Source organism: Pseudovibrio sp. Alg231-02, from assembly GCF_900143565.1.
In the GTDB taxonomy this organism is placed as follows: domain Bacteria; phylum Pseudomonadota; class Alphaproteobacteria; order Rhizobiales; family Stappiaceae; genus Pseudovibrio.
Map to the genome: position 1 here is coordinate 307277 of NZ_FREX01000004.1, position 21611 is coordinate 328887.

At 51.7% G+C, this 21611-nt stretch carries 11 protein-coding genes and 1 riboswitch; of the genes, 4 read left to right on the forward strand and 7 right to left on the reverse strand.

What is annotated here, in order from left to right:
* Positions 1 to 3: 3 nt before the first annotated feature.
* The 4 genes from DHN43_RS13760 to katG form a co-directional block, all read right to left on the reverse strand.
* Entirely contained in the window at positions 4 to 696 is a 693-nt protein-coding gene (locus DHN43_RS13760; RefSeq protein WP_108818961.1) for a thiamine ABC transporter ATP-binding protein, read from the reverse strand.
* On the reverse strand, positions 683 to 2230 hold the full coding sequence (locus DHN43_RS13765; RefSeq protein WP_108818962.1) for an ABC transporter permease subunit: 1548 nt from the start codon (positions 2228 to 2230) through the stop codon (positions 683 to 685). Before DHN43_RS13765 ends, DHN43_RS13760 begins: the two co-directional genes overlap by 14 nt.
* On the reverse strand, positions 2206 to 3198 hold the full coding sequence (thiB, locus tag DHN43_RS13770; RefSeq protein ID WP_208995409.1) for a thiamine ABC transporter substrate binding subunit: 993 nt from the start codon (positions 3196 to 3198) through the stop codon (positions 2206 to 2208). Before thiB ends, DHN43_RS13765 begins: the two co-directional genes overlap by 25 nt.
* Before the next feature lie 21 nt (positions 3199 to 3219).
* Positions 3220 to 3326, reverse strand: a riboswitch (TPP riboswitch).
* Between the two features lie 116 nt (positions 3327 to 3442).
* Positions 3443 to 5620 (reverse strand): catalase/peroxidase HPI, encoded by a 2178-nt coding sequence (gene katG / locus DHN43_RS13775; RefSeq protein WP_108818963.1) that lies wholly within the window; start codon positions 5618 to 5620, stop codon positions 3443 to 3445.
* 326 nt (positions 5621 to 5946) lie between these two features.
* Between katG and DHN43_RS13780 the strand changes: the two genes are divergently transcribed.
* Positions 5947 to 7506 carry an L-serine ammonia-lyase, iron-sulfur-dependent, subunit alpha gene (locus tag DHN43_RS13780; RefSeq protein WP_108818964.1) on the forward strand — a complete coding sequence of 520 codons (1560 nt, stop codon included), beginning with the start codon at positions 5947 to 5949 and terminating at the stop codon, positions 7504 to 7506.
* Positions 7507 to 7951: 445 nt separating this feature from the next.
* On the opposite strand, the gene DHN43_RS13785 is transcribed toward DHN43_RS13780, so the two are convergent.
* Complete coding sequence (locus tag DHN43_RS13785) at positions 7952 to 8173, reverse strand: hypothetical protein (RefSeq protein ID WP_063287743.1); 222 nt, start codon at positions 8171 to 8173, stop codon at positions 7952 to 7954.
* 352 nt (positions 8174 to 8525) lie between these two features.
* Between DHN43_RS13785 and DHN43_RS13790 the strand changes: the two genes are divergently transcribed.
* Together DHN43_RS13790 and DHN43_RS13795 are read left to right on the forward strand one after the other, a co-directional pair.
* On the forward strand, positions 8526 to 8972 hold the full coding sequence (locus tag DHN43_RS13790; RefSeq protein WP_108818965.1) for an RrF2 family transcriptional regulator: 447 nt from the start codon (positions 8526 to 8528) through the stop codon (positions 8970 to 8972).
* Positions 8973 to 9313: 341 nt separating this feature from the next.
* A complete protein-coding gene (locus DHN43_RS13795; RefSeq protein WP_108818966.1) occupies positions 9314 to 14623 on the forward strand; it encodes an autotransporter domain-containing protein in 5310 nt (1769 codons plus the stop codon).
* Between the two features lie 73 nt (positions 14624 to 14696).
* On the opposite strand, the gene DHN43_RS13800 is transcribed toward DHN43_RS13795, so the two are convergent.
* Both DHN43_RS13800 and DHN43_RS13805 read right to left on the reverse strand, forming a co-directional pair.
* Complete coding sequence (locus tag DHN43_RS13800; RefSeq protein ID WP_108818967.1) at positions 14697 to 17534, reverse strand: valine--tRNA ligase; 2838 nt, start codon at positions 17532 to 17534, stop codon at positions 14697 to 14699.
* Positions 17535 to 18084: 550 nt separating this feature from the next.
* The gene (locus tag DHN43_RS13805) at positions 18085 to 20745 is read right to left on the reverse strand and encodes a molybdopterin-dependent oxidoreductase (RefSeq protein ID WP_108818968.1); all 2661 of its coding nucleotides are present in this window, start codon (positions 20743 to 20745) and stop codon (positions 18085 to 18087) included.
* 152 nt (positions 20746 to 20897) lie between these two features.
* Between DHN43_RS13805 and DHN43_RS13810 the strand changes: the two genes are divergently transcribed.
* Positions 20898 to 21611 carry a response regulator gene (locus DHN43_RS13810; RefSeq protein WP_108818969.1) on the forward strand — a complete coding sequence of 238 codons (714 nt, stop codon included), beginning with the start codon at positions 20898 to 20900 and terminating at the stop codon, positions 21609 to 21611.

Sequence of the window (21611 nt, forward strand, 5' to 3'; positions counted from 1 at the left end):
CCCCTACCCCAAATACTCCCGCAATGCTTGCGGTGGGTTGTTGAGCAGTTGTTGGGTTTCAGCAGGTGGGTGCGCTGATCCGTCGGCGACGAGGATTGCTTTGTTCGTGATGCGACGGGCATCTTGTGGGTCATGACTGACCATGAGAAGCGTCGTGCCTGTTTCTGCAACGAGGTCTGCGACCAGGTCCAGCATCTCGGCTTTAAGCGCTGGACCAAGGGCAGCGAAGGGTTCATCGAGTAACAGCAGATCACGGTGCTGAACCAATACACGGGCAAGCGCGACACGGCTTTGTTGACCACCAGACAGTTCAGCTGGTTTGCGTGCTCCCATCCCCGCCAGACCGACCCGCGCAAGGGCTGCTTCAACTTGCTCATGCTCAGGTTTTGAGAGCTTTCCGTTAGGCCGCAAACCGAGGGCTGCGTTTTGGGCCGCGGTTAAGTGCGGAAACAGATTGCCATCTTGAAACAACATGGCGATTGGGCGTTTTCCCGGAGCCTGCTTGGTGAGCTCTTGTTCCTTCCAGAAAATGCGTCCTTGCGATAATTCACGGAACCCGGCAATAGCCTCAAGCAAGGTTGATTTTCCTGCGCCAGATGGGCCAATGACGGCAACGCTGCTGCCAGCTTCAACATGCAAGTTGGCCTGCAACTGGAACCGGCCATTTTCGATGAGACAAGAGCTAAGCTTCAGCATGCCAGCGACCTCCCCGGTCTAAAATCCAGAACAGTGCCATTGAAAGCACAAGCAGTAAAAGAGCTCCGCCGGCTGCTGCCTGCATTTTGTATGCCCCCATCAAACGGTAAATCTGTAAAGGCAGCGTTGCAATTTCCGGATCTGCAAACAGGGCAATCACGCCAAGGTCACCCATAGAAAGTGCCGCAGCAAGCCCCGCAGCAAACCCGATCTGTGGCCGCATACGTGGAATGAGGACACGTGAGAAGAACACCCAGCCTTCCATATTCAGAGACAAGGCCAACCGTCCATGACGTGAAACCGTATCTCGCGCAGCAGGGACAAGAATGCGAAGTGCAAACGGCAATGCCATCGCCGCATTGACGAGTGCCGTCACAGGAAGAGCAAGGTCTGACGGGTTTGCCCATGGACGTATAATGATAAACAAACCCGTTCCAATCACCAGCGGGGATGCCGCTAATCCCAAAATTCCAGCAAGTTCAACCACACTATGCCGACGAACGGCGATTGCGGCTGCCATAGGCAACGCGAGCAGCAACAAGATCACTGTGCTGGCTACGGCGACAGCAACAGAAACGAGTGCCGCCTTCAACACAATAAACGGCACCAGAAACAGACCGCTAAACCCTGACAGAACAACGGCACTAAGCGGCAAAAGCAAAAACAGCGTCGCAAGTGAAATCCAGAGGATGTCTGCAACAGGTGCACCGCCATCCCAGCGCTGGATCGCTCTGTCCAGTCCTGCACCAAACCCTTCACCGCGTGAAAGCTTCAGTGCTGCAAAGGCAGCAGCAGCGGTAAGCGTGAGTTGCAATGCAGAAAGCAGCGCGGCACGGCCAAGATCAAAATCGTATGTAAAAGCCTGGTAGATCGCCAGCTCAATAGTTGTCGCCCGTGGCCCACCACCAAGCGTCAGAGCAACAGCAAAGCTTGTCAGGCAGATCGCAAAGATCACAGCCAGTGCTCCGGGTAAAATGCGCGCAAGCATGGGGAGTTCAATCAGCCGAAACAGGGCTTTTCCATCACACCCAAGTTGCGCTGCAAGGCGAAAGCGCTCTGAAGGAACCTCTTGCCACCCCTGCAAGATCAATCGGGTTGCCAGCGGAAGGTTGAAGAAAACATGAGCCAGCACAACACCGTGGAGGCCATAAATGCGAATGGGTGAAGCACCAAAATAAACAAGCACATCAGATATCCAGCCCGCACGGCCAAACACCTGCAGTAACCCAAGAATGGCGACAATAACTGGAAGAATGAAGGGGGCACCAAGCAGGGCAATAAGCAAACTGCGGCCCGGAAACCGCCGTCGCGCCAGCGCGCGCGCAACCGGCACAGCCAGTGCAACACTGATCACGGCAGAAAGCACAGCCTGCGTAAGCGTAAACTTGAGAGCGGCCCAATCGGAAGAGGAAAAGCCGTGACCCGCTTCGGTTCGCAGAGCAACCGCGGCCAACGTGCCAAGTATGAGTGCCGCGACAAGAAATGCCGCGGCAACACCGGGAAGCGAACTTACTGGCTGAGCGCTTCTAGCCATTCCGGCAGAGCCTCACGTCTTGCAGCAGCAGCTTCTTCAGGCTTAAAGAACAAAGCTTTTTCAGGCACCTGCAGTGTGTCAAAGCCCGCAGGCAAGCCACCTTTTGGGGGCACAGCTGGATACATCCAGTTGGTTGTTGGAATGATTGTCTGGAAAGCATCTGAAACCATGAAGTTCAGGAACTTGTCTGCCAACTCTGGCTGATCAGTCCCGGCAAGCTTTGCCGCTACTTCAACCTGCATGTAATGGCCTTCTTCAAACGCGGCAGTGGTCTTGCTGTTATCTTCCTCGGCAATCAGGTGGTAAGCCGGAGACGTGGTGTAGCTGAGCACCATGTCCGCTTCCCCATCAAGGAAAAGACCGTAGGCTTCAGACCAACCTTTTGTAACCGTCACGATGTTGTCGGAAAGGTCCGCCCAGACATCGGCAGCTTCATCTCCGTAAGCCGCTTTCACCCAAAGCAACAGCCCGAGGCCAGGCGTTGAGGAGCGTGGATCCTGAATAAGGATCTTGGCATCACTCTTCGCAAGCTCGCGGAAGTTGGTTGGTACGGTTTCGCCAGCCTTGTGTACGAAGGCAAAGTAGCCCCAGTCGTACGGCACAAAGGTTTCGTCAGCCCACTCCACTGGCAGTGTATATTGGGCTTCAACAGTGTGTGGTGCAAACAGGCCAGTTTTCTTGGCAGTCTCAACCAGATTGGTGTCCAGACCCAGCACCACATCGGCATCCGAGTTTTTACCTTCAAGACGAATGCGGGAAAGCAGTGCTGCGCCATCTTCGACGCCAATAAGTTTCAGGTCACATTCACATACAGCCTCAAACGCTTCTTCCACTTTTGGGCCTGGGCCCCAGTCAGAAACGAAGCTGTCGTATGTGTAAACTGTCAGTTGAGGCTTCTCAGCAGCCATCGCTGATGTTGCAGTGAGTAATCCCGCAGCAATTAACAGATGTTTCAAGTCATCCTCCATTGCGGCGAGAGGGCAAGGATGGATGAAACCGGTACCCTTCCCTCCGCCGGTTCTAGCCGGTTCAGGTTCAACGGGTTCGCCACTAAAGCATCTCAGCACGACAATTACGCGCACCCCGAGGTCAAGCGGTTCTTAACCGGAAAAACACAGAAGCGCAACTGGATATAGCCAACGTCTGGAGAGCACCTGTAGGAAGTTGCAATAAAAAGCCCGGGCAGTTTCCTGCCCGGACTGGTCGCATTTATTAGGCTGTCAGGTCGAAGCGGTCGGCGTTCATGACCTTGGTCCATGTTGCCACGAAATCGCGGACGAACTTTTCGTGGTTGTCATCCTGAGCATACACTTCAGCATAAGCGCGCAGGATTGAGTTGGAGCCAAACACAAGGTCTGCACTGGTTGCAGTCCACTTAAGCTTGCCAGATTTGCGGTCGCGGATCTCATAGGTGCCATCCTTGAGTGGATGCCAGCTGTTGTCCATATCGGTCAGGTTGACGAAGAAGTCCGTTGTCAACTGGCCTTCGCGGTCCGTGAAGACACCATGCTTTGATCCGCCATAATTGGCACCAAGAACGCGCAGACCACCAACAAGTGCAGTCATTTCCCAGCCAGTCAGGCGGAGGAGCTGAGCACGATCCAGCATCATTTCTTCCGGGCTAACAGCGTACTCTTGCTTCTGCCAGTTACGGAAGCCATCAGAAATAGGCTCCAACACTGAGAAGGATGTCGCATCAGTCATCGCATCTGTTGCATCACCGCGACCAGAAGCAAATGGAACTTCCATGTTGAAACCAGCTGCCTTGATGGCATTTTCTACACCAACGTTGCCTGCCAGCACGATCACATCTGCGACTGAGGCTCCTGCCTGCGCTGCAATTGGTTCAAGCACAGCCAGAACTTTGGCAAGCCGGTCTGGCTCATTGCCAACCCAATCCTTTTGAGGAGCAAGGCGGATACGAGCACCGTTGGCACCACCGCGCATATCAGAACCGCGATAAGTTCGTGCGCTGTCCCAGGCGGTTTTGATCAGGTCTTCATTGCTCAAACCACTTGCCGCAATTTTTGCTTTCAGCGCAGTAACATCATAGTTGGTGTTGCCTGCTGGAACAGGATCCTGCCAGATAAGGTCTTCTTTCGGCACATCCGGGCCAAGATAATTGGCTCTCGGTCCCATGTCGCGGTGTGTCAGCTTGAACCATGCACGCGCAAACGTATCTCTGAAGTACTCAGGATCTGCTATGAATTTCTGACAGTACTCGTTGTAGATCGGGTCAACCTTCATCGCCATGTCCGCATCCGTCATGATTGGATTGTGACGAACAGACGAGTCTGTTGGATCAACAGGTTTGTCTTCTTCCTTGATGGACACCGGTTCCCATTGCCATGCGCCGGCAGGCGATTTTACCTGCTCCCATTCATGGCCGAACAGCATATCGAAAAAGCCCATATCGAATGTGGTTGGGTGTGTGGTCCACGCACCTTCAATGCCAGAAGTAAAGGCATTCGTTGCTTTGCCATCCTGTCCGGGGTTAGACCAGCCAAATCCCTGTTCTTCAAGACCTGCGGCTTCCGGTGCGACGCCGATGTTATCGACAGCACCGCGTCCATGGGTCTTACCAACGGTATGACCACCGCAAGTCAGCGCAGCAGTTTCCTCGTCATTCATTGCCATACGAGCAAAGGTTTCGCGGATCTGATCAGCTGTTTTTTGCGGACCGGGAACGCCATTTACGCCTTCCGGGTTCACGTAGATCAAACCCATATGGGTTGCTGCAAGCGGATTTTCGAGCGTTGAAGGATCATCCAGATCGTCATAACGCTCTTCACTGCGCGCAAGCCATTCTTTCTCAGATCCCCAATAGGTGTCGATCTCCGGACCCCAGATATCCTCACGGCCAAATCCGAAGCCAAAGGTTTTCAGACCCATGGAGTCATAGGCAATGGTGCCTGCGAGAATAATCAGATCAGCCCAGGAGAGAGCGTTGCCGTACTTTTTCTTGATAGGCCAAAGCAAACGGCGGGCTTTATCAAGGCTTGCGTTATCAGGCCAGGAGTTAAGCGGAGCGAAACGAATGTTGCCGGAACCGCCGCCACCGCGACCATCTGCAAGACGATAAGAGCCAGCTGTGTGCCACGAAAGGCGGATCATCAGGCCACCATAATGCCCCCAATCCGCTGGCCACCAGTCCTGACTGTCGGTCATGAGCGCATGAACGTCTGCCTTCACCGCTTCGAAGTCGAGTGATTTAACAGCATCATGATAGTTGAAGCCTGGGTCCATCGGGTTGGTACGCGCACCATGTTGATGGAGGATGTCGAGATTCAAAGCATCAGGCCACCATCGGGTAACCGGCTTATCCATCGATGTGTTCGCGCCATGTACCACCGGACAAACACCGGCTGTCTTGACATCGTTACCGTGCATTGCTGTCTCCACTATCTAATTTGGCTCTTGCTGGTTTTGACGTAGCGTTTACCTTAAGCGGTGAGACGAAACGATGCATCCAGCAAATTCTAGACTGAATATAGGTCGCCAAACGCATTAAGTGAAATTGCATCTTCTACACATATCAATAAGTTTTTCTTATCGTATAAATTTGAAGATAAACGAAGGTGCTTAGATTGCTCCTCTGAGCTCTCCTCATCACACACGAAGATGCTTTTCGCGAGGTGAGGAAAGCATCAGGTCTGCCCTTCAATGCAGCAACAATCCATGTAAAATATCACATTGATTTTCGCGGAGAAATTTGCATGAGCACCATCAGTCTTCTCAATTCCATAATTGGTCCGGTGATGAGAGGACCCTCGAGCTCTCACTCTGCAGCGCCATACTTCATAGGAAAGACTGTTCGCCAACTTTCCCTTTGTGATGGCGATAAAATTGTGAATGTTGAAAATGCGTTCGATCCAGAGGGCTCGTTTGCCCAAGTCTATACCAACCAAGGCAGTGACGAAGGCTTTGCTGCAGGCTTGATGGGAGAAGAGGTCACCTCACCTAAGTATCGACAAGCTCTATCTGATCTGATGAACGGCAAGCCATTTACGCTAGAGATCAACATTAGAAATTTAGACACCAACGATCATCCAAACCGAGTGGAAATTGCAGTCACGGTTGAAGACAGCGAAGGCACACTTCGGGAAGATCACTTCAAAGGCCTTTCAATAGGCGGCGGGATGTTCAAGCTCGATAGCTTTAACTCTTTCGCAATTGATGTGACTGGGAGCGATTTTATACTTCTGCTGGAATGTGGAGACAATTCACCTCTTCAGCAGCTTCCCTCAAATGCAAAGGTACAAGCTCGTGTCTGTGCAGGTTCAAAGAATAGCCACCAACTTATTGAGATCAAATCCAGTTCGCCACTATCACCTCAACAACCAGAGTTGAAAGACATGATAGAACAGAGCTGGAAGGTCAGGTCCTGCACACCTGTCCAATTCTCTGTCCACGATGAGGCCCCTCTTTTTGCCAGCCCAAAGGCTTTGGTCCAACAAACCAGCAGAGGACACAGTCTTGCAGATCTTGCTTTGTCCCTGGAAGCCAAGCGGTTAGGCTTGACTGAGCCCCAAACGCGAAAAGCCTTTGCAGACCGGTATGATGTGATGATGGACGCAGTTCAGGCAGGCCTAGCGCTTACCAATCAATCATCCACTATGAAGTTCCTGAAACCGAGCGCAAAACAGGTTGGTGCAGCAAATCCCGTGGAGATTATCGGCTCACCATTCTTGCAGGATGCGCTTAGTGCTTCTCTTGCAGTTATGGATGCAAACGCAAATCGGGGAGTGGTTGTTGCTGCTCCAACAGCTGGAAGTTCTGGCATCGTACCGGGCACGCTATATTCCTTGAAACAACAAGGTGTTGATCGTGAAAGGATTATCGACGCCCTTCAAGTCACAGCACTTGTGGGAGCTGTTTTTGCTGAGCACGGAAGTTTTGCCGCTGAAACGGGAGGATGCTCAGTGGAGACTGGTGCTTCAGCCGCAATGATCTCAGCTGGATTGGTCCATCTGTTTGGAGGAACAGCACAACAAGCCTTTAATGCGGCATCACTTTGTCTGATGAATACACTTGGTTTGGTTTGCGACCCAGTTGGTGGGGAAGTGGAAATTCCCTGTCATGCGCGCAATATCGCTGGGATCGCGCATGCGCAATCGTCTGCGGTTGCTAGCCTTTCTGGTTTTGACGCTGTTTTGCCATTTGATGAGATGGTCATCAGCACACAAAAAGTAGGCAAACAGATGAACTCTGACTTGCGCTGTACAGCTCGCGGTGGATGTGCGGCAACACCGACCGCCTGTGCAATGTGCGGATGAGGTTGATCCATAGATATCAATTCCTTAACCGCTAATACTCCCCTCAACCGTCTACTTAGGAGCTTCATCATCTCAGCGTTGTCCAGGTTGCCACCTAAGACAGCTAGCGCATCAACCACCATCTGCCGGACGGCGCGTTAATCCGCGTCATTGACTTCCAGCTCCACGCTCAACCGTGCCACCTTCGATAGCAAGAAGCTGGACACCCTCTACATCACCAGCGCCTGCCTACCCAAAGCTTCCCTCTCCGGCGATCTCTTCACCTACAAACCGGGTGAGAAGGACATTCATAGATCGGACTTTGAGGTGAAGAGGGAGCTCCTCTCACCCTTCTCAAACAAACCAGATCAGGCCGAGCCAGATCCAGAGGGGGGCTGGGACTATGGCCCAGATGAAGATGGCGGGGAGGTACTCGTAGATTTTCATGGAGCTCTTCCGAATTCCGTCAGATCAATTCAAATGCTTCTGCCAGAGTCACAACGCAGGCGACTGATATGCCGAGTGTTACGAAGACACGAATGTGTTTGAAGAAAGCTAGCTCTGCCTTGGGTTTCACGCCGGAGCCATATCCTCTGCCATCCAGGTAGATGCTTGTGATCATGGTCAAAAACAGCAGGAACCAGAGAGCAACCAATCCTTCTGCGATCAAGACAATGGCGGGCAACATAACAGGTCTCCGTAGTTTAAAAGTTTCAGAGCAGGCGGTGGCACATCAGAGCAATCAGTGTTCTTTACGGGGAAGAAATTGACAGCTTTATTCGATGCCAAGCACTGGTGAGACAACCCCTGCCCTCTATCGTGACAACTTTCCGACTCATAATATCTATTTCATATATATCTTTATCATCGCACATAACAAAAGACATATATTATTTGCATCTTTTCTTAGAAAGAGCTGAACTAGTGATAAATAATGTGTTATTTCATACACTTAAAATATACACAGCACCACATCGCTTTCGGTGTTCAGCACTCTCTGATTTTATGATATACGCACGATATATCTTTGGAGCAGCACTATGCGTTTAAATCAGGCAAGCGATTTTGCTTTGCGACTCGTTATGCAATGCGCCATGCAACCAGACATTCTTCAGCGCATCGATCAGGTCGTTTTGCAGCAAGGTTTCTCACGGGGCCATGTAATGAAACTCGTCAACCAACTCTCCCGTGCCGGTATTCTGGAGACCATGCGCGGTCGTGGTGGAGGGTTTAAACTGGGCCGTCTCGCACAAGACATCAGCGTTGGAGATGTTGTCCGCGCGGTAGAGAATGATTTTGCCGTAGTCGAGTGCCTGCGACAGAGCGAATGTGGAGAAATCCAATGCTGCTTCCTCCCCTCTTGCCGCCTCAAACCGTTGATGCAAAGAGCATCCAGCGCCTTCCTGAGCGTGCTCGATGAAATGACAATTGAGAGTGCAGTTATCGATTTGCCAGTACCAGCGGCTTTGGCGGCACAACAAAGCTAGCAGGAAGAATACTTCTGAAACTCTATTGATCTTCTCATATGTATTTTTGACCAATCCTATATTGAGTTCACAATTAAATCTAATTTAACAAATAAAAACTCTATTAATGACTATATTCGATTCAGTTAATCTATAGCTCATGAGAAGAGTATTGCGTATCACTTCATAGCTCCTCAGTCGAATACAGCATAATTGTGTAGCGCGAAGAAATCTTAACGGATTACTAATGTGATTACTCACACTGAAGCTGCGTTTTGCTCTGCGCAGCCTTCGGTAACGGCTGTGCTCGACTGAACAACTGTCTCAGAACTGCTGTAACTGGCAAATGTGTGAGGGTTGAAATGTGGCATAGTGAGCGTCTTCTGGGAACAACTGCACTTGCAGGCCTCGCGTTTGCCTGTCTGTTCAGCCTTCAGGTGGAACGGGCAGATGCACAGACGGTTATTACCGGTACCATTAATAACCCTCCCTTCACAATCAATGGCTCAAATGGTTTACGCATTGGCCAAAACGGTTCTGATGGAACATTGAATGTATTCGCTGGAACCACAGTCCCCATCGGGCAACTTGTAGAGATTGGCGTTGTGAACGCGAACGGCACATTGAATGTTTTTGATAGTGCTGTGGTTTTCCAATCAGGCTCGTTCGCGTTCATAGAGGTTGCAAACGGCGTCAACGAGGGCACCATAAACCTTTACAATAACGGCCAAATTTTTGCTCCCACATCCGACATGGTTTTAGAAGGTAAAGGCACCATCAATATAGGTGGACAGGAAGGCGCTGGTGCTCTTGCCACCGGTTTCCTGGAAGTCGACGACCTTTACATGCTGAACGGCTCAAAAATTGTGATCAACACCACGAGCTCGGGAGGCGATCACCTTGTCGCAGATCTAACTTCAGTCACTTCGGGCGCTGGCGAAGTCCTTTTTGAAAATGGCTCCACTCGCCTGATTGGAAACAACAGCCAGTTTTCAGGAAAAATGTTCTTTGATGAAGGTGCAACCGTCTCGTTCACAAGCACCAATGCGGTTGGAAATGCACAGCTAGACTTTATCGGCGGCACTTTTGTTTCAAATAGCAGCCTAACCGTAGAAGGCGACATTGAAGTCACCAATGTGGGCGCTACAAACGATGCAACCTTTGCAACCTCGTCAGGCAACCTCACCCTTGCAGGGGATATGTTTGGCAACGGTAAAGTCAGGTTTGAAGGCAATGGCGTAACCATTCTGTCGGGCAACAATTCCTGGACCGGCGGAACGGACATTGATGGCACAGAAGTTCAGTTTTCAAACGCGTCCAATCTGGGCAACAGCGCGATTGAACTGAACAGCGGCCACCTCACATTTACCGGCTCTTCAGCAACAATCAACAACCTCATCGATCTGGATGGAACCTCCTCAATTGAGGTTGGCACGAACGACACCCTCACTGTCAGCAATGATATCAGCGGGTCTGGTCGCTTAAAGAAACTGGGCAACGGAACGCTCGTTCTTGATGGAGCGGGTAGCAACTTCAGCGGTGGGCTGGATCTGGCAGACGGCATCGTAGAGTTTGGAGCAGCTGCCAACATCGGCAGCGGAAACATCATCTATTACGGTGGTGATCTAAGCTATATTTCTGGCTCGGATGCAACCATATCAAACACGTTTGAGATGCATAATAACGGCAATCTTGACGTGCAATCAGGTCGTACTTTGACGATTACAGGCAACATCGTTGATGGCGGCGGTTCACCCGGCAAACTGACCATCGGCTCCGGCGGTACAGTAGACCTGCAAGGCACCAACACATTCTCAGCCGGTCTGGTCGTTCACGAAAACAGCACAGTTGGCTTCTCGGACTCTGACGATCTTGGCAGTGGCACTGTTGAGCTCGACAACGGCAACCTCACCTTTAACGGAACCACTGCAACGATTAGTAACCTGATTGATCTGGACGGGATATCATCCATGACAGTTGGGTCCGGTGACACGCTCACCGTCAGCAATGATATCAGCGGGTCGGGCCGGCTGAAAAAGTTTGGTGATGGAACGCTGGTTCTTGGTGGAGCGGGCAGCAGCTTCAGCGGTGGGCTGGATCTGGCAGACGGAACTGTACAGTTTGGAGCAGCTGCCAACATCGGCAGCGGAAACATCATCTATTACGGTGGTGATCTGAGCTACGTGTCCGGCTCGGATGCGACCGTCTCAAATACGTTTGAAATGCACAATGACGGTACCCTTGACGTGCAATCAGGCCGCACGCTCACAATCACCGGCAACATCGTTGACGGCGGCGGCTCACCCGGCACGCTGACCATCGGTTCCGGTGGGACAGTCAATCTGCAAGGGACCAACACATTCTCGGCAGGCCTTGTCATTCAGGAAAACAGCACTGTCGGTTTCTCAGATTCCAATGATCTGAGCACTGGCACAGTTGCACTCGATAACGGTAACCTCAACTTCACCGGAACCTCCGCAACAATCGCAAATACGATTGAACTGTATGATGATAGTAGTCTTGACCTGCAATCCGGGCGTACTCTGACAATCACAGGCAACATCGTTGACGGTGACGGCACACCGGGCTCCTTCACCATCGGCTCTGGCGGCACAGCCAATCTGCGAGGAACCAACACGTTCTCAGGCGGTCTGATCGTTCAGGAAAACAGCACGGTTGGCTTTGCAGACTCCGATGATCTGGGCACAGGTGCGATTGAACTCGACAGCGGTAACCTCAATTTCACCGGAACAACCACGACGATTGCCAATCTGATTGATCTGGATGGAACATCATCCGTGACAGTGGGCTCTGGTGATACCCTCACCGCAAGCAATACCATCAGTGGTACTGGCCTACTGAAGAAACTCGGAGCAGGAACGCTGGTTCTGGGTGGAGCGGGCAGCAGCTTCAGCGGCGGCTTGGATCTGGCAGCCGGTACTGTGGAGTTTGGAGCGGCAGCCAACATCGGCACAGGTGAAGTTCTCTTTTACGGCGGTGATCTGAGTTATATTTCCGGTGCAGATGCGACCATCGCCAACGATTTCAAGATGCACGATGACGGTACGCTTGATGTGCAATCCGGACGCACCCTGACACTGACTGGTGACATCACAGATGGCGGCGGCACACCGGGGGCTCTCACCATTGGGTCTGGCGGCACGGTCAACCTGCAGGGCGACAACAGTTTCTCTGGTGGTCTCATTGTTCAGGAAAACAGTTCTATCGAATTTACTGACCCGGACCGTCTTGGGCTTGGCACAACCACCCTCAACAATGGTAACCTGCTCTATCAGGGCTCCACAGACGTCAATCTCTCAAGGATTGCCATCGCCAGTGGCACAAGCAACACAATCGATATTGATGACAATACGGTCAATCTGGAAATCTCCTCCAACCTTTCCGGCTCTGGCAGCTTGTCCATCGATGGTGGCCAAACAACCACCCTAACCGGCACCAACAGCTCATGGACTGGTGATCTTGGCATAACCGATACCGAGTTGATCTTCAGTGACGGCACCAACATCGGCAACGGCAATGTCGGCATCACGCTGAACTCCTCAACCCTGACCTACACCGGCGGCAGCACGGTCACCATCAATGAGCTGGCGTTTTCCGGCGCCGGGAACGTGGTTGGAACGACCGACATCGTTGGCCAGATCAACATCATGTCCGGGCTGACTGGTTCAGATCAGGTTACCTTCACCGGCCCGGGTGAAGTCAATCTGCTTGGCGACAACTCAGGCTACACAGCAGATATTGAAATCGACACCGGCACGCTTGGTCTGGAAGGCTTTTCTACCTCGGCCATTGGGTCCGGCAACGTGATCGTAAACGGTGGAACTCTTTTCTATCTGGGCACTGGTAGCGAAACTGTTGATGCGACCAAGCTGCAAGTGAACAGCAATGATAATACCATCGACATGGCAAACGCAGGGGCAACCCTCACCTGGACCGGAGATGCCACTCCCGGTGGAGGTACCTTCCTAAAGAACGGTGCAGGTACGCTTATCCTGTCAGACGGCACCAAATCTCTGGTCAGCTCCACCATCAACGGCGGCACCATGCGGATTGGTACGTCCTTAACGGATAGCTCTACTCTTTCAGGTGATCTGACCGTGAACGCCGATGGTCGGCTCGAAGGGTACGGCACAGCCAGCGGCAGTGTGACACTTAACGGCGGCATCATCGCACCCGGAGCATCCTTCGGTACAATTACGCTCGGCAGTCTGGATGCGACTGGCACTGGCGGCACGCTGGAAATGGAAATCGGCTCTGATCCGGTATCTGGAATGGCAAACGCGGATCAGATCCAGATCCTCGCAGGTGGCAGCGTGGACCTGAACGACGTTGCGCTTGATCTCGTCAACGTCATGGGCCCAACACCAGTCAAAATCGGCGATGAGTTCGTCATTATCGACAATCTCTCCGCACCAGGGACAGAGCCGCCGACAGGCACGTTCAGTTCAGTTAGCCATGACATGTTCATGTTAGATGTGAACGTGCTCTACGGCATTCCCGATGACGGTAACGACGTTGCAATCCAGTTCATCCGAAGCTCCAACAACTTCAATGGCCTGGCAGATACGCGCAACGAACATTCAGTCACTCTGGCGCTTGATACTATCAATGAGAGCGGCGATCTCTTCACACAGCTTGCGCCCATGAACAACGCTCAGATTAAAGCTCTTCTCGATCCCCTTGCCGGTGAAATCAACGCTTCAACCCGTGCAATCCTTCTTGCCGACAGCCGCTTCCTGAGACAAGCGGTGAATGACCGCCTTTACAAGGCCCACAGCGCTTTTGCTGCAGACGTGGATGACAACACCGTTTCCCGCACGGTCAGTAACTTTGCGATGTGGGGACAGGTCTACGGCAGCTGGGGTCAATTCTTCTCCGATGGCAATGCCCGCACCACAGGCAGAAGCGTCGGCGGCGTTCTGGTTGGTGTTGATGCAACCTACTTTGACATGGTGCAGCTGGGTGTGGTTGCAGGCTTTGGCAGAACATCCATCGACATCAGCTCCATCGATGCCTCATCTGACAGTGACAGCTACAGTGTCGGCGGCTACGCCAGTGCCAATCCGGTCGACAACGTCAAACTGCGCGGAGGTGTTGCCGGTACATGGTACAACATTGCAACTGATCGCGATGTAAGCCTCTTCCCGGAAGAAACACTGTCATCTGACCAGTTCGCCGGTTCTGTGCAAGTGTTTGGTGAGCTTGGGTATACGCTGGAAAGCGCTTATGGCAATCTGGAGCCTTTCGCAGGGGTTGCCTATGCTTATCTCTCCGGCCCCGGCTTCAACGAAACCGGCGGCGCAGCAGCACTCAAAGCAGATGGACAATCCAACTCCCTCACTTTCCTGACACTGGGAACACGCGGCGAGTTTGACCTTTCCAACTACCTTTATGGGGACACAAGCTTTGTTGGCTTGGCTGCATGGCAATACTCTTCCGCTGATACGCTCGACTACACCCAAAGCTTCATCGACAGCGGCAACCCTTTCACCGTCGCCAGCGTCCCAATCGCCCGCAACGTGGCCCTGATCGAAACYGGCCTTGAATCCCGGCTGGCCGAGCACATCCAACTCAACATCAACTACTACGGCCTCCTCGCCGACCAAACCCTAGACCACGGCGCCAACGCAAGACTATTCGTGCAGTATTGAGGGAAGAGAAAGCCTAAGCAAAAAACGCGGCCCCGAAGAGCCGCGTTTTGCAAAATCAAAGGATGAACGAGCCTTAACCCAGAGCCGCGAGGCGCTCCAAAGCGGCATCCATCTTTTCCTTGCGCTCAGCAAGTTCAGCCACTTTTTCTTTTTCAGCAGCAACAACGTCTTCTGGAGCTTTTGCAAGGAAGCGCTCGTTTTCAAGCTTCTTGGAGATCTTGGTGAGTTCACCAACGATCTTGTCCAAAGACTTGCCAAGACGTGCCTTTTCCGCGTCCAGATCGATAACACCTGCCAGAGGCAGGCAAACGGTCGCTTCGCCAACAACAATCTGAGCAGAGCCCTGTGGGATCTCATCAGCAGTGGTGACTGTTTCAGCACGCGCGTTCTTCATGATCGCCGCTTCGTGGATTTCCAGACGGGCTTTGGTCTGCTCGGAAGCACCACACAGAACAACAGGAACCTTCGCTCCAGCCGGAACGTTCATTTCAGAACGAACAGAGCGGATCTGGACAATCATGTCGATCAGCCAGTTGATCTCAGCAGCAGCCTCGCCATCTTCACCAATGGAGGTCGGCCAGGCAGAAAGCGCCAGAAGCTTCTCGCGCTTGTTCTCGCCATCTTCAACCGTACGCATCCAAAGCTCTTCCGTGATGAACGGCATGAACGGGTGCAGAAGCTTCAGGATCTCATCACGAGCCCAGGCTGTTGTGGCACGAACTTCTTCCTTAGCCGCTTCATCATCGCTGTAGAAGATCGGCTTGGTCAGTTCAACATACCAGTCACAGAATGTATTCCAGACAAAGCGGTATGCACCACCAGCCGCATCGTTAAAGCGGTATGTATCAATCGCTTCAGAAACTTCACGAATAGCGCGGCTGGTTTCAGTCACGATCCAGCGGTTCACGGTCTGCTTAACAAGCGCAGGGTCAAAGCCATCGACAGCATGACACTCGTTCATTTCCGCAAAGCGGCAAACGTTCCAGAGCTTGGTGGTAAAGTTGCGATAACCAGCAACGCGAGAGGTCGCCAGCTTGATATCGCGTCCCTGTGCCGCCATGGCAGCAAGCGTGAAGCGCAGCGCATCGGCACTGTATTCTTCAATCAGCGCCAGCGGATCAATCACATTGCCCTTGGACTTGGACATCTTCGCGCCCTTCTCGTCACGGACGAGGGCGTGAATGTAAACCGTGTCGAATGGCTCAGTCTTCATATAGTGCTTGCCCATCATCATCATGCGGGCAACCCAGAAGAAGATGATGTCAAAGCCGGTCACAAGAACAGACGTTGGGTAATAACGTGCAAGCTCAGCAGTTTTATCCGGCCAGCCCATAGTCGAGAACGGCCACAAGGCAGAAGAGAACCAGGTATCCAGAACGTCTTCATCGCGGTACATGGCAACAAAGTCAGCCTCGCCTGCATCATGCGCAGCAAGAGCATCGTTCTGTTCCATCAGCTTAACAGGCTTACCGTAAAATTCTGCAGCCGCAGCCAGTGCTTCTTCTTCGCTCTTTTCAACGAAGAACTTACCTTCCGGGCCATACCACGCAGGAATACGGTGTCCCCACCACAACTGACGGGAAATACACCACGGCTGGATGTTTTCCATCCACTCGTAATAAGTCTTGTCCCAGTTGGCAGGAACGAACTTGGTACGACCTTCACGAACAGATGCAATAGCAGGCTGTGCCATGGTCTTGGCATCAACATACCACTGGTCAGTCAGCATAGGCTCAATCGGAACGCCGCCACGGTCGCCATGTGGAACCATGTTGACGTGATCAACAACCTCATCCAGCAGACCGCGCTCTTCCAGCATGGAAACGATCAGCTTGCGTGCCGCAAAGCGCTCAACACCTTCAAGTGTTTCCAGTGTTTTGCTCAGCTCATCGGTCAGTTCCAGACCATCCATAAAGCCTTCTGCTTCACGCAGAACAATGTTGGCTTCACGGTCCATGATGGAAATCTGACGCAGAGAATGACGCTTACCAATGTCAAAGTCATTGAAATCATGCGCAGGCGTAACCTTCATCGCGCCTGTGCCGGTTTCAAGATCAACATAGTCATCAGCAAGGATTGGAATACGGCGGCCAACCAACGGCAGGATAATGTCTTTGCCCTGCAGCTCCTTAAAGCGCTCATCATCAGGATGAACGATAACAGCCGTATCACCCAACATAGTTTCCGGGCGAGTGGTCGCAATCACGATGTAATCACGCGCCTCAAACTCGGTCGCCTTGCCGTCTTCATCAAACGCAACAGGGTGCTGGTACGTCACACCATCCGCCAGCGGATAGCGGAAATGCCACATATTGCCCTGCATTTCCTTCTGCTCAACTTCCAGATCGGAAATCGCAGTCAAAAGTTTAGGATCCCAGTTCACAAGGCGCTTGTCTTTGTAAATCAGGTCCTCTTTGTAAAGAGAAACAAACACTTCCAGAACAGCCTTGGAAAGGCCTTCGTCCATGGTAAAACGCTCACGGGACCAGTCACAAGACGCACCAAGGCGCTTAAGCTGGTTAAAGATCATCCCGCCGGACTCACCTTTCCATTTCCACACACGTTCAATAAACGCCTCACGGCCAAGGTCACGACGCGTGATATTGCCGCCGTCAGCTGCCATCTGGCGCTCAACGACCATTTGTGTCGCAATACCTGCGTGGTCCATACCCGGCTGCCACAAAACGTCGCGACCGCGCATACGCTGGTAGCGAACCATAATGTCCTGCAAAGTGTTGTTGAGAGCATGGCCCATATGCAGAGAGCCTGTCACATTTGGCGGCGGAATCACGATTGAGTAGGTCGCAGCTCCATCTTCTGCGCCCGCACCTGCCTTAAAGGCCCCTGCCTGTTCCCAAGCGTCGTAAATCCGCGGCTCAACAGAGGCCGCCTCATATGTTTTATCCAGCATACCTAAAAGCTCTTCCACTTATGGAGTTTGTCTGGTGTAAATCGGATGCACTCGCCTAAGTCAACCTTTCATGCCACTGAAGGATGCAAATTCCGCATCAGACTTATGTTGTGCACTGTTCCACCATGACCACGTGCGTGTTTGCGAAGTTCCCAAGAGTTGAAACGTTCATAAAGAGCGTACTAATGGATTAACGCAAACTGCCGACTCGGCAGGACTTGCAGCATCTTTATGTAAGGATCTTATAGTCGAAAAGAATGGAACTAGCGGTATACCTGAATGATGCCAAGCAGCAATCCACAGCATGGGCATCGGTGTTCTCTCATTTTAAGATTTCACTTAGGATTTTAGCTATCTGGGTTGCGATCGATTTTGTGGAAGAATGTCAATCCAGAAACTTCTACTGAAGCTCAATTTCGTTTGCAAACATCAATGTCACGAAGTGAGATACATCAAAAACTGCATCTGAAGTGAAAGAAAGAGCACTGGAATTCGAGCGAAAAAAGGCCGGAGAAACTCCGGCCCTTCGTTTCTCGATACGCTTTAAAGCCTAACCGGCATCCTTAGCGTTTTTTAGGAGGAAGTCTAGGACTTGGGCTTTTTCCGTGTCTTCTAGTCCTGCGCGTGGGAACATGGATTGGGTGATGCCTTTCCACTGGAGCTGTGTGAATTGAGATGGATCGCGAGGGCCGTGGCACACAGTGCAGCGTTGATAGAAGAGTTTTTCACCTTCACTCATGTCTTCGTAAAGAGCTTCCACGAGACCATCGATGCGATCAGAATTCACTGCTTCTTCTGATACTGCAGAGAAAGTCACGTCCTCCAGAATTGCAGGTGGTTCATAGGCACGGTTTGGACCTTCAGGGTCTTCGCATTTGCGCAAAGATACCAGACAGGTGTTTGCTGTAGTTGCCTGACTGAGGCCACTTGAGCGCCGGGACGAGGTTACAAAGTTGATCAAGCCAGAGTTACAGCGACCTTTGGAATCGACCTGCGGCCAGCCACCTTCATAGATTGAGACAACACCCGGCATAATTTCATCGGAAACCACCGCGCCCGCAATCACTGTTCCGCGATCATTGTAAAGCTCTACCAAGTCACCATCAGCAATACCGCGTTCTTCTGCATCCTTAGCGCTAATGCGGACAGGTTCGCGGCCTTGCACCATGTAAAGTTCACGCAGGCGCTCGGAGTTGCCCATCTGTGAGTGTAGGCGATACCATGGGTGCGGACTCACAACATGCAGCTGACCTTCTTTGGCGTTGCCAAGATACTCTGCAGGTTCCATCCACACAGGCATGCCAGGGCAGTCATCCAGCTCCATTTCAGCAATGCTCTTACAGAACATTTCCACCTTGCCAGATGTGGTGTGCAGTGGATGTCCTTCTGGATCCTCATAGAAATCGCCATGACGAACCCATTTGCGAGCTTCTACAGGAACATCCATCCGTGCATAGCCTTTTTCCCAGAACTCTTCAAAGCTCTCGGTCGCAGAACTGCGTGCGTAGGCCGCTTTGATATGATCCATGTATTCAAGGCTCTCAGTAAACTGAGTGTCGAGCACAAAGTTCTCAGCGAGGCGGGCGAAGATCTCGTAATCGCTCAGGCTCTCCCCAAGTGGCTCAATCACCTTTTTCATGGCGTAAACGCGGTCATTTGAATAAGTGCCGCCGGATGTGATGTCATCACGCTCAAGAGACGTAGATGCAGGCAACACAATGTCTGACCAACGTGTGGATGCGCACCACCATGGATCCTGACAAACAACCGTATTCACTGTTTGAAGTGCATTGATCAGTTCGTTTGTATCCTGCTGGTGAGACATGAAGTTGTTACCAGCGTTATAGATCATCTTAACAGTTGGGAACGTGCGCACAGAACCGTTGTGCGTGAACTCCTTGCCTGGGTTCTTCAGCATTTCAGAAATACGAGATGCCGGGCAAATTGCGCTGACCAGATTGCGGCCTTGAGCCAAGCCGGATGGTGTCGATTTACCAGAGGTTGGCATACCGCCATTGCCGTAATGCCAGGAGAAACCTACGCCTTGGCCTGGCTTACCGATTTTACCAGTCAGTGCTGCAAAGTTAATGATCGCCCAGTGTGTCATTTCACCATGGTGAGCACGCTGGAGTGACCATGCACCGGCAATTTCGACTTTCTTGGAAGCGAAGAGTTCTGCAAGCTCTCTGATTTTATCAGCAGAAATGCCTGTGATCTCGGAAGCCCATTCAGGTGATTTTTCAACGCCATCATCCGTACCCATCAGGTAGTGGATGAACTTGTCTGAGCCTTCTGCATATTTTGCAAGATAGGCTTTGTCGTGCAGATCCTTTTTCACCACGTGGTAAGACATGGCGTTGAACAGGGCGACATCTGTGTTTGGAATGATCTTGAGCCATTCCGCATCGAAGAATTCATCAGATGCAGTGCGCTGCGGGTTGATGGAGATGAACTTCACACCGTTGTCGCGAATTTCTTCCCAATGTGCATACATGCCATGGTCAGCAACACGGAATTCAACACGGTTGTTTTTAATCGGATCACAGCCAACAAGCAGGAAGATCTCGGTTTCATCCCGGATGACTTCCCAGGAAGTTTGTGCGGAATACACTTCCATGTCGCCAATCACATGCGGCAGGCTGATCTGAGAGGCGCCACCGGAGTAATCGCCTGCGGTCATGGAGCAACCACCGAACAGATTGAAGAAGCGACCTTGCAATACGTTTGGCCGCATCACACCCGCATGAGACCAACCACCGTAAGATGAAGAGAAGATACCTTCGTTGCCATAGTGCTCGATGGTGTCAAGAATAGCTTTGGAAGTGAGACGGAGAGCCGTGTCCCAATCTACACGGACAAACTCTTCCTTGCCCCGTAGTTCTGGTCTGATTTCGCCAGTCTCCCAGCCTTCCAGATAGGATTTACGCACCATTGGATAAAGAACTCGGGTCTTATCATAGGTCCGGTCAATCACGCCGTATGTCAGCATTTCAGTGGGACGAGCATCCAGTTCGATCATTGGCGCCATGCCAGAGATCTTGCCATCTCTTACAATGGCCTCGAATGGACCGTAGTGCGTTGCATGGAACACGCGGCGGCTGTGAGAATTTGGATCAATTGAAGCCAATGCGGAACTGCTGAGCAAGCTTGATGCAAACAGAGCAGAACCACCTTTGAGAACTGACCGGCGACTGACGTTGAAAGTAGTCATTTTTCTTCCCTACGATTTGAATGACTGTGTTTTCAAAAGCATCGCAAATTTGATTGAACAGGTCCCACGCAGCTCATGAATGGATGGTTCGATTTTGTAACAGAATGTAAATCCGCCTATCGTAATCAGAATGAGTTCGGTAAAGTCCTCTCATGAGTGACACTTTTCATATCGTGATTGTTGAAGATGATTTGGTGACCCGTAAGCGCCTTGGCGCGTTGTTACGTCAGCAGCGGTACACTGTGAGCGAAGCAGAAGACGCTGATCAGATGGAACGGATTATCGAACGAGACAATCCGGACTTGCTGCTCGTTGATATCAATCTTGATGGAAAAGATGGCTTGCAGATTACGCGCGAGCAACGCGCTCGATCTGATATCGCGATAATTTTGCTGACAAGCCGCAGCGATCAGGTCGATCGGATTATCGGACTTGAGATGGGCGCGGATGATTATGTAACCAAGCCATTTGATGCACGCGAGTTGTTGGCCAGAGTGAAAGTGCTGCTTTATCGTGTGGGGCTGCACCGCAAAACACAGGCACAGCAACTTGAGCCATGTACGATGTTTGGTAACTGGACTTTTGATCCCAAACGCCGGCGGATTGTTCAGGAAGATGGAACAGCTGTTGTTCTGACACGCGGCGAGTTTGAGCTGTTAAATGCCTTCACTCAGCATTCAGGGCAAGTCCTCTCCCGGTCACGTCTCCTCCAATCCGTGACGCATCGACAATTCGTGTCTGACACTCGTATCGTTGATGTGCTTGTTGGCCGCTTAAGGCGTAAAATAGAACAAGATCCACCTCACCCAGAGCATATTATTACCGTTCATGGAGAGGGTTACTTGTTCATCGGGGATGATCCATAA

What these genes read in the sequence shown, in the direction of transcription:
- DHN43_RS13760 (WP_108818961.1), bottom strand. Translation starts at nt 696, where the DNA reads ATGCTGAAGCTTAGCTCTTGTCTCATCGAAAATGGCCGGTTCCAGTTG.
- DHN43_RS13765 (WP_108818962.1), bottom strand. Translation starts at nt 2,230, where the DNA reads ATGGCTAGAAGCGCTCAGCCAGTAAGTTCGCTTCCCGGTGTTGCCGCG.
- thiB (WP_208995409.1), bottom strand. Translation starts at nt 3,198, where the DNA reads ATGGAGGATGACTTGAAACATCTGTTAATTGCTGCGGGATTACTCACT.
- katG (WP_108818963.1), bottom strand. Translation starts at nt 5,620, where the DNA reads ATGCACGGTAACGATGTCAAGACAGCCGGTGTTTGTCCGGTGGTACAT.
- DHN43_RS13780 (WP_108818964.1), top strand. Translation starts at nt 5,947, where the DNA reads ATGAGCACCATCAGTCTTCTCAATTCCATAATTGGTCCGGTGATGAGA.
- DHN43_RS13785 (WP_063287743.1), bottom strand. Translation starts at nt 8,173, where the DNA reads ATGTTGCCCGCCATTGTCTTGATCGCAGAAGGATTGGTTGCTCTCTGG.
- DHN43_RS13790 (WP_108818965.1), top strand. Translation starts at nt 8,526, where the DNA reads ATGCGTTTAAATCAGGCAAGCGATTTTGCTTTGCGACTCGTTATGCAA.
- DHN43_RS13800 (WP_108818967.1), bottom strand. Translation starts at nt 17,534, where the DNA reads ATGCTGGATAAAACATATGAGGCGGCCTCTGTTGAGCCGCGGATTTAC.
- DHN43_RS13805 (WP_108818968.1), bottom strand. Translation starts at nt 20,745, where the DNA reads ATGACTACTTTCAACGTCAGTCGCCGGTCAGTTCTCAAAGGTGGTTCT.
- DHN43_RS13810 (WP_108818969.1), top strand. Translation starts at nt 20,898, where the DNA reads ATGAGTGACACTTTTCATATCGTGATTGTTGAAGATGATTTGGTGACC.